Consider the following 9,908-nt stretch of genomic DNA (forward strand, 5'->3'; position numbering starts at 1 on the left):
CTGCGCTAAGATGGAGTGACCATGCAGCAAGCGCTTCGTCTCCGAAAAATTCGAGAACTCTTTTCCCAACAAGAATTTGTGAACTTTGAAGAGCTGTGCTCCAAATTCGAAGCTTCAAAATCGAGTATCCGCCGCGATTTGATCGAATTGGAACAAAATGGAGTTCTGCGAAGAGTGCACGGTGGAGCGATTTCGCTCCAGACTCGCGATGAACTGATGGATTTCACTCGGTTGACCGGAAGCTTCCGCGATGAAAAGGCCCGCATTGGGAAAGTGGCCGCCTCGCTTGTCGCAGATGGCCAAACCGTTATCATGGGTGGCGGCTCCACGGTGGTTGAGGTTGCGAAGAACTTGCAGGGTCGATCGATCCAGATTGTCACCAACTCGATCCCAGTCGCCCAGGTCTTTTGGGATAGCAAGCAGGTTGAGGTTACGTTAACCGGCGGCTATCTCTTTCCCCGCCTCGGCATTGAACTCGGCCCCGTATGCGAGAAGATGCTGAATAGCGTCTCCGCAGATATCCTCATGATCGGCATACGAGGCATTACCCCTGCCGGCATCAGCGACTCCAACAGCTTCATCGTCGAATCCATCCGCGCGATGATCCGGGCGGCCCATAAGGTCATCATCGTTGCAGACCACTCCAAATTCGGTCGCGATGCGATGATCCACGTCGCCAGCCTCGACGAGATCGATCAGATCGTGAGCGATACGGACTTGGACCCTGAATTTCGACAGATGCTGAAAGAGCACAACGTGGAGTGCACGCTGGCTTGACCTCGGCCCTTGCAAAGGTACTTTGCTGCGCTTTTAACCTTGGTTGCGATGGACGGAAAGTATGTCTTTCTTCCGCCCATCCGCGGAGTGAATTGGGCACCTCTTCGAGCTAAGGCTTTTTCGTTTCCAGCACTAGAACCGTGGCCAGCGGATCAAGCGACTGCGCCGGTAGAACTACATCAACAGCGGAGCCCTTCTGCGTGAACTTCAGTGGTTTGCGCTGCGCGTCGGCCAGCAGATAGGCCCCGGTGATCTGCTGCGTCACCTTATCGATGTGGAAAGCCGCGTGCGGCCACTCAAAGATGTGAATGTACAGCCTGCCGGGTTTCGTGGTGCAACGCCAGTCCCACTTCTCGACCCAGGCGGGCTTGCCATTCTCATCCTTCTTCGTCTCGCTGTAGAACCCGTCTTCATCGCCGAAAGCGGTTGGGCCTGTGCCATAGATCGCTTCATGATTGACGTCGAGCCAGCGTCCGATCGCCTGCAGACGATCCACTTCGGGCTGAGGAATATTGCCCTTGGCATCTGGACCGACATTCAAGAGATAGTTGCCGCCCTTGCTGGCAATGTCGATAAGGTTATGCAGCAGGGTTGCCGTCGACTTGAAATTTGTGTCGTGGGATTTATATCCCCAGGTATCGTTGATGGTCATGCAGGTTTCCCAGTCGCGGCCAGGAAAACCCTTGGGAGGAATCGTCTGCTCTGGCGTTTCTGTATCGCCGTCATATCCGCCGCCGAGGCGATTGTTCCAGATCAGGTTTGGATATTTATTGAGTAGAGACACCACTTCACCTGCAAGTGCCGGAGTCATGTCCTTGGTTGGAGTATCAAACCAGATGACTACCGGATAGGGCGCGTAGTTCGTCAGCAGTTCTCGAAGCTGAGGAATCGCCTTATTGTGCAGATAGGCTGCAAAGTCGCCATCTTGCGCCTTGTCCCAGTGGCCGCCGAAGGCTGCGCCGCCGGGAGCCGTCCAGTCCTGATCCTGCGAGTAATAAAAACCTAGCCGCATGCCCTGCTTTTGGCATTCAATCGCCAACTCGCGCAGAGCATCCCGCTTAAACGGCGTTGCACTAACAACGTTAAAGGAATTCACCTTTGAGTCGTACATGGCGAATCCATCATGGTGCTTCGCCGTAATCACGATGTACTTCATGCCCGCAGCCTTCGCCAGAGCCACCCACTGGTGCGCGTCGAAACCAGTCGGATCGAACTGATGCGCCAATGATTGATACTGGGCAACAGGAATCCTGGCGTCATGCATGATCCATTCGCCGATGCCGGGAACCTCTTTTCCCTGCCAGGTCCCTGCGGGAACCGCATAGAGCCCCCAGTGAATGAACATGCCAAACCGGGCGTCCCGCCACCAGTTCATTCGCGCATCGCGATGTGCCTGCGTCTCCATGTCCTGAATCGATGCGACCGGATGTTTCGCCTCAGCAGCAAAGGAAAAAGAAGTGAGAAGTACGCTGCAAAGCAGGGCGCACGTTAAGAGATAGCGGCGGTCACGATGACAGTATTTCTGCATGGGCGAAATACTAACACCGAAAGAATGCATATCGCTTCATATTTATTCACACAAGGCTCTATCCTGCTTCCCCCGGTACCGATACATTGCCGCTTCCACTTGTTGAACAATGACAAAATGAAGCATCAATGCCCAAAAGAAAAGCCTGCCATGGAGGCAGGCTTTCTCTACAGAAGAACAGCAGTTTAAAAATCCAGACGCATGGAAACCTGACCGGAGCGGGCGCCTCCAAAGTCTGAGCCGACGGCACTCGTAATCAACCCAAAGCTCCTTGAGCTGACGTTCATGTTTGGATCGCTCAGGTTGGTGTGATTCAGCACATTGGTAAACGTGCCTTCAGCTTTCAGCTTGAGCCCTTCCGTGATGGAAAAGGTCTTGCTGAGACCCGCGGAAAGATTGACCATACCGGGACCCACAACGGAACCCACCCGCGCGTTTCCGAAGCGGCCGATTGGATTCGGAACCGGACCGGAGCCGCTGCCGGTGGTGCAGGCTGTTCCCGGCGTCCAGCCAGGATAACCAGGGCAGGTAAAGGCGTTGGGATTGACCCATTGCGTGCGCGTCCGATGAAGTGGCTTATAGCTCGCACCCGGCACAACATCTGGATATTGGTTGCGGTGGCCGCCATCAAAGCCAGATGCAGTGCCTTTTAATCCTGAGCCAGTACCGGAAGGATCGCCCTGGCCACTCGGGAAATAGGGCGACTCAAACGGCCCAGTCTGCCACAGGAAGATCGTGGATAGACGCCAGCCGCCTACAACGGAATCGGCCATTCTGGACATGCCGGAGCCAAATTCGCGCCCCCTTCCAAAGGGAAGGTCATAAACCGCTGTGGTATTCCAGCGATGCCGCCTGGTTCCATATACATTGCCATAATCGGCCGCACGGTCAAGGATTGAAGTAGCACGCGCGCCTCCGCTCTCACCGGCAAAGCCAGTATTCGCAGGACCCTGGTTATCAGCAAGAGCCTTCGCGTACGTCCAGGTTGAGTTCAATTGCAACCCTCTCTGGAAGCGGTGATCGAACTCTGCCTGCAGAGATTGGTAGCTTGCGTTGGCACCGGTCGCGCGGTTGTTGATACGCCCCCAGTTCGGGAAGCGCCGTGCGCTCAGCGGTTGGTTGTTGGCCGAAATTGTGCTGGAGAACGGAAGAGTATTTTCATCCGGCGCCCAGACCAGTTGATGCGTTTCGGAGGCAATGTAGGAGAGGCGAGCTGCATAACCGCTGCCGAAATCGTGGTCAACGCTAAACGACCACTGTTCAGTGTAGGGATCCTTCCAGTTCGTGCTGTTTGCCGTTCCGAAGTAATCCTGTCCATAGCAGTTGCTGCACCCGCCATTCCCTGCACCTGCATAGATGTTCGGCCACTGATACCCGACTTTATGGGATGTCGAATCCAGAGTGTTGGTGTATTGGGTAGTCTGCGCCTGCAATGTGCCGGTCAGAGAATAGAAGTTTGCGCCCAATAATGTGATGTTGTACATACCAAAGCCGCCGCGAACGGCTGTCTTGTTATTGTTGAACGGGCGCCACGCGAAACCGAAGCGAGGCATAAAGCGAAGGTGCGGATATTTCTTTAGCCCGCCAGGATAGCCCGCCTGACTGTTGCCAAGCACCGGCATGCAAGGCGCACCGTTAACCACCGCCGAGTTTGTGTAGTTCACGCCGTCCGGATCGCAGGCGTTGGCGCTTGCGAGGAAACTTTGCGCCAACAGACGAGACTTGCCGTTCGGATAGATGGCACGGCCAGCGAGCGCCAGGCTGTCATCGAAGTTGCCGATGTCACCACCCTTGTCGCTGTAGCCTGGGTGCAGCTCATAACGGACGCCGTAGCTCAGCGTAAGGTTTGGAGTGACCTTCCATTGATCCTGGCCGAAGAAGTGATAATGCACAGACGATCCGTCGTTATCCTGTTGCACTGCGTCATAGAACGTCTGGTACGGCAGGCCTGACAGGAAATCTGCAAAATCAACGCCAGTAAATAGCCCGGCACTACCCTGGGTGTTGTACTGAAAGGTTCCATAGTTGTCAGAGCCATTAAAGCCCAGTGGAGTGACTGCTTCGAGGGTCCGGATATCGAGGCCGAACTTGAATATGTGATTTCCCTTCGACCACGTCAGCGCATCGGTGTAAACAAATGTGCGCGACTTGTTGATGGAGGTCAAACGGTCGGCATTCAGTGCGCTGATATTGTTAAAGTCTAGTTCAGGAATGCCGTTGTAGAAGAGGTTCTGCAACCCATTCAGACCAAGCCCTTCCGTGAAGGCTTTTCCGTCAAAGCTGTCGGTCTGCCCAGAACTGAAAAGCGTAAAACCGAAGCCGGCTTCGTTGATGATTTGCGGCGTAATGGTCCAGTTTGCGCTGATCTTCAGAACCCGTGACTGGTTTGCGTTCTGAGCGGAAGGAACGGTAAGCGCTTGAGGCTGGCTGATAGGAAAGTTCTTCCAGGTAAAACGGCCCCAGAGAAGGAACTTCTGGTTTGCGCCGAAGTATTGATCGCCACGAATGTCGAATTGATCGGAGTGACCGCTGCTGTCTTTATTAGCGATGTAGTTGGCTGTCCCATCATCTACATAAGCTGTGGGGTCGCCTACATTCGGATCTGGATAAAACGAGAGCAGCTTTTGCGCAGCCGGGTTGATCGAAGGCAGCGATTTCCCATAGCTTCCGCCTGTAAATGGATTGGTGAGACCCGTGAATCCCGCAGAAGAATACTTTGAGAAGTTGCCTTGCTTCATCAGCGTGCTGGGAACAGTGAAAGCTTCTGTCGTCTGAGCTGGATGCCGCCATCCCTCATAAGCGCCGTAGATAAATGTCTTGTTGTGTCCATTGTAGAAATGCGGGATCACAACCGGGCCTCCGAAGCTCGCGCCATACGTGTTGCCGATGAGTTTCGGCTTCTTCGTGGTGACTGGATTGGTATATGGAATAGCATTGAAAGCAGCATTCTGGTGATACCAGAACGCCGATCCATGAATTGTGTTTCCGCCGCCCTTGGTAGTCACCGTAATCTCGCCAGGCTGACCAAACTCGGCATTGTTCTGAGCGCCATCCGCGCGCAGTTCGGAGATCGATTCACTCGAAGGAAAGGCATCGGAAATCGGCGAATTGCCCGTCGAGCTCTGGATGGTAATGCCGTCTACGGAGACCTCTGTCTGGAACGGCAAGCCGCCTTGCAGTGCGAAGTCGCCGTGGTCAGCCTGCACACCGGGCAGAGTGCCGACGATGTTCAATGCGCTTGTGCCGGCAGCGCTGGCGCGCGTATTGACCGGCAGGTTGGACACATCAGCGTTCGAGTATACGGCGCTAATCGACGGCGTTTCCGTGTCGATCGTGCTGACTGTGTCTCCTGAAACCTGAACTTCCTGCTGAACGCTTCCTACAGTAAGAGATGCATCCAAATGGAGTTGCTGACGAACGGCGAGGACAAGACCCGTTACCGACCATTTTTGAAATCCGCCAGAGGAAACCTCTTCGGTATAGTGCCCGGCCTTCACATCTACAAACTGATAATCGCCGATGCTATTGGATATGGTAGTGCGGATCGAGCCTTCGTCTAGATTCTTCAGAATAATCGTCGCTCTTGGAACCACAGCGCCGGCCGTGTCTCTTACAGTGCCGAGAATGCTTCCCTGCGTAGATTGCGCTGGCAGGTTGCCGGGTGCCAGCAACAAAGCGGTTGCTAGAGCGAATAGCGCGCTCCTACAGAACGCGTAAGAAGACTTAGCGGTAAATACACTTCTCATAGATGTCACAGATCTCCTGGAATTACTTGCACTTCTCAAAATGGCTGTATTTATAGGTTGGTGTGAGAAAACCTCTTTCGAGGTTAGGGGAACTCACGTCTGGTTAGCGGAGTGGTCTAACAGCACTAACACTTTCACAGATGCGTGACAGGAATTTTACAAATTGTGCCACGACACACAATCGGGACAATATTTTTTGCGGTAGGAGGTTGCGCCAGTCTTCTCAGCGCTTCAGTCAGGATGGGAGATATGTGGTTTGCTGTGAAACTCGCGAGCGATCTCATCAGGATCGTCCATGTCAAGCAATTCCGCCTTCTCCGCAGCCGTCTTCGGATGGGCAAGCCGTGCGCGCACCGAATCGAAGATACGCTTATCGGACGGGGCGAAGCGGTACGGTGCAAGGTCAGGCGTATCAGTGAACATATCGCTCATGTCTGCGGAGAGCGCATCTTCAAGGTTGAGCGGACCTAGACGTAGCAGCTCATAAATTGTTTTTTGCACACTGGCCATGCTGGTATGGCGATGCGAAATGTATCCCTTGCGCACGTAGGGACTCATCACGAGCACCGGACTGCGATGCGCATCGACATGATCGACTCCGCCCTGCGCATCATCCTCGATGACAAAGATCGCCGAATCCTTCCAGATTGCGCTATGCGAAATGGTATCGACAATCTTGCCGAGAGCGAGATCGTTGTCGGCAACATACGATACGCGGTAAGGATATCCATCTGCGGGGCGCGGGCTGGCCATGTGATCGTTCGGCAATCGGATTACAGTAAGTGCCGCGCGATATCCCGTTTTACTGCGGCGCGTAAAGTCTCGCAGAAATTCAGCATAGCGGTACTGGTCGGGAATGCCGAGGTTGAAAGTTGGATAGTGACGATCGGTCGAAACAAAAACAGGCTCGGGAACAGGAGCGTTGAGGAAGAGACGCTGGCCTTCCGGCTCCGTGCCTTCACGCTCATCGCTGCCCTCGACCTCCAGGCCTTCGCCGTAATTCATCAACGGCAGGCCCGCTCCGGCAACATGTTCCCACAACGACCCAAATTCGGGCTCGTCTTCAGGCATGGGGCTGTCTGCGCCGCCGCCAAGCGCACGACGCCCTGGCGCTTCGCTGGATGCACTCCCGGTCCGGCGGCCGCCATATCCTGAGGCCCAGGCAATGTTCATCCACGGAGCAGGTGCAATGCCTACGGCCCAGCGGTGCCCGTCTGCAGAGACATCGCTATTGACATAGAAATGATCACTGGTTGCAAATCGCTCGGCCAGCGCATGGGCATTCGGAGTCACAGAGACATCATGTATTGCCGGGTCCTCCTCAGCCCACCCATGCAGGCCGAAGCGTGCGAGTTTAGGCTCACCATCTGCCTTTGCAAGATCGCCGAAGACTTCGTCATAAGTGCGGTTTTCGCGAATGATCAGGAAAACATGGCCGATGCGTGGCAGAGGCCTGGATTCTGCAACCGAGGCTTCATTCGCTTTTACGACCGCAGCCGATGAAGCGGCAAAGCTATCTTCCGCCACAGGCAATCGAATGACAGAAAGGCTGCCGAACTCCAGTTCGCCAATGTACTGACGGCTTATGTGGGTGAGGTCTGGTCCGATATTTGGCCCGCTTCCCTTCCCTTTGCTATTGACGACGTAGAGAGATCGGCCATCGGGCGAAACTACAATTGCCGCCGGATACCAGCCAACGGGGATATGTGTGAGCACATGATTTGTATTTGTATCAATCACCGCTACGGAATTGATGCCTGACTCAGCGACGTAAAGCCTACCCGCCGCCTGCGCAAGCCCGAAGGGCATTACGCCACGCAGCGGACGGCCCCTCTTGTCCTCGTAGCGCCGACCAGTGAATGGCGAGAGAGCAATTTCCTGCTCGAGCTTTGCCCCATCGGGCGAGACAACGGCAATTGAATCCTCATGTGCCAGCGAAACATAGACGTGCTCTGTGCTGGTTGCAATGCCGGAAGGAGATGCGCCGCCGACCACGTTATTGCGGCCTTCCGCAATGCGGCTTCCCAGACGAAGCTCCGCCATCAGCCGCGGCGACTGTGGCGTGGCTACATCGTACGTCCAGAGTGAACTGCCCCGCGGATTGTTCTCATCGCCAAGAGCCGGGACGCTGTGCCCTTCAGCAATTGTTCCCTCGCGTGCGGCCTTCGACGGATAACCGAAGGGAGGAAAGCGTAGGCCGGATGGCTTCGCCCCGCTTACCAGCTGGTATTCGAACAATCCTGAATTCGCCACGTAGAGACGGCGTCCATTGGAGGACAGCGCAATCGCCAGCGGATTCGAACCTGTAGCCATGCTAGCCACTGGCTTGTTGCTGCTAAGATCAATCACCACAACGCGCCAGTTTCCCTGGTCCAGAACATAGAGCAGCCTGCCATCGGGAGACAGCACAGCCGCCGCAGCAAAACTCTCCTTGAAGTTTATGCCGCCAATTGCACCATCGAGCGGGATCCGCGCTATATGACGCCAGTCCGAGGAGGCGTAGATGTCTACCGCGCCTGAATCGCCTGTCGGATCATAGAGCAACTTTCCATCCAACGAATATGCCACCTGCATGTGGACCTGAACGGTCGGATCGTTGTCATCTCTTGCGGGAACCCGATGTATTTCCGGTGACTCGCCAGACGGATCATCAATCACATTCAACGAGAAGGGCCACCCGATCGAAGGCGCTGCGATCTGCCTGCCATCCGGACGAACAGTAAGCGCAAACGGAAAGGGGGCGAGCTTGATCCACTTGCCCTCTGGCTGAATTACGCGGCCGTTTGGCAGGACAACTTCATGCGGATGAGCAACCGGATTCTGAGCGAATGCAGAAGCAAAAAATACGACAGAGAAAAAAGCGGCAGCAGCGCATTTAAGGAGCATCGTCGCTCCATAGTGTAACCGCGCCTGGAAGATTTAACGTTGACAAATTATGAATCTTTCGTGCGCCTTCAGCCGCAGCATCTGTCTGCTAAGGGGAGGCTGCGCTACAACATAGAGTCATTTCGCCGTCACTGCTTTAGGATGCACTCATCGTCACAGATGCGAGGATGCGATGCAGTTCGCGGACTCCATCGGTCAGGCAAGCCGGGCCTGGTTGAAGGATGTGGGACGAAGGTATTTCGTACACGTGCCCGTTACGAACTGCCGGGATCTTATCCCATCCAGCGCGCGAACAGATGCTCTCCTTCTTCACCTTCATCCCGCACCAAGAAGCAATGATGACATCGGGGTTTCGTTTTATCACCTGCTCAGGAAATACAACTCTGTCCTTGGCTTTAGGAGCCTTGCGGAGTTCGGGGAAGATCGGCTCACCACCAGCAATTTCGATCAGTTCCTCTACCCAACCGATTCCACTGATGATGGGATCGTTCCACTCTTCGAAGAAGACCCGCGGCCTGCGTGCAAACTCTGCCGCGGCGTTCGCAATACCTTGTAACTCCATTTCATATGCGGCGATGAGCTGCCTTCCCTTGTCCTGCTGGTTCACCAGGCGAGCTATCAAAGCGATGAATTCAAAGATCTCAGAGACGCTCCGCTGATTGAAGTTGAGCACCGGGAGGCCGCGCTGGATCGCCTCCTTCGTGATCTCCGCCTGCACATCGGAATATGTGATGATGAGGTCGGGATCCAGCTTCTCGATGGCCTCGAAGTTGGCATCCCGGAATGTTGACACCCGCGGTTTACTCCTCACCTCCGGCGGGCGCGTGGAGAAACCCGAGACGCCAACAATGCGTTCCTGTTCCCCCATGAGATACAGCAATTCACTCGCTTCGTCGGAAAGGCAAACGATACGCGAAGGAAACGCTTGAGACTTTGCTGCGAATGTCAGATCCAATACTTTGCCTCCAGAG

Annotated in this window: 5 protein-coding genes; 1 reads left to right on the top strand and 4 read right to left on the bottom strand. The window is 54.9% G+C overall.

Features of this window, described 5'->3' with window-relative positions; translation table 11 throughout:
• Nucleotides 1-21: 21 nt before the first annotated feature.
• Nucleotides 22-777: a DeoR/GlpR family DNA-binding transcription regulator gene (locus VM554_05505; protein HVJ07819.1), complete on the top strand. Its 756-nt coding sequence runs from the start codon at nt 22-24 to the stop codon at nt 775-777.
• A 109-nt stretch (nt 778-886) separates the two neighbouring features.
• Here the strand turns inward: VM554_05505 and VM554_05510 are convergent, their stop codons facing one another.
• From VM554_05510 to VM554_05525, 4 genes are all read right to left on the bottom strand, one after another.
• Nucleotides 887-2,335: an alpha-L-fucosidase gene (locus tag VM554_05510; protein HVJ07820.1), complete on the bottom strand. Its 1,449-nt coding sequence runs from the start codon at nt 2,333-2,335 to the stop codon at nt 887-889.
• A 155-nt stretch (nt 2,336-2,490) separates the two neighbouring features.
• The gene (locus VM554_05515; GenBank protein HVJ07821.1) at nt 2,491-6,051 is read right to left on the bottom strand and encodes a carboxypeptidase regulatory-like domain-containing protein; all 3,561 of its coding nucleotides are present in this window, start codon (nt 6,049-6,051) and stop codon (nt 2,491-2,493) included.
• 231 nt (nt 6,052-6,282) lie between these two features.
• Nucleotides 6,283-8,937: a bifunctional YncE family protein/alkaline phosphatase family protein gene (locus VM554_05520; GenBank protein HVJ07822.1), complete on the bottom strand. Its 2,655-nt coding sequence runs from the start codon at nt 8,935-8,937 to the stop codon at nt 6,283-6,285.
• Nucleotides 8,938-9,073: 136 nt separating this feature from the next.
• Nucleotides 9,074-9,892: a cobalamin-binding protein gene (locus tag VM554_05525; GenBank protein HVJ07823.1), complete on the bottom strand. Its 819-nt coding sequence runs from the start codon at nt 9,890-9,892 to the stop codon at nt 9,074-9,076.
• Nucleotides 9,893-9,908 lie beyond the last annotated feature (16 nt).

This window comes from Acidisarcina sp. (assembly GCA_035539175.1).
GTDB lineage: Bacteria > Acidobacteriota > Terriglobia > Terriglobales > Acidobacteriaceae > JANXZS01.

Excerpts from the sequence above, each read along its gene's own strand:
- VM554_05505 (HVJ07819.1), top strand. The coding sequence starts at position 22 with ATGCAGCAAGCGCTTCGTCTCCGAAAAATTCGAGAACTCTTTTCCCAA.
- VM554_05510 (HVJ07820.1), bottom strand. The coding sequence starts at position 2,335 with ATGCATTCTTTCGGTGTTAGTATTTCGCCCATGCAGAAATACTGTCAT.
- VM554_05515 (HVJ07821.1), bottom strand. The coding sequence starts at position 6,051 with ATGAGAAGTGTATTTACCGCTAAGTCTTCTTACGCGTTCTGTAGGAGC.
- VM554_05520 (HVJ07822.1), bottom strand. The coding sequence starts at position 8,937 with ATGCTCCTTAAATGCGCTGCTGCCGCTTTTTTCTCTGTCGTATTTTTT.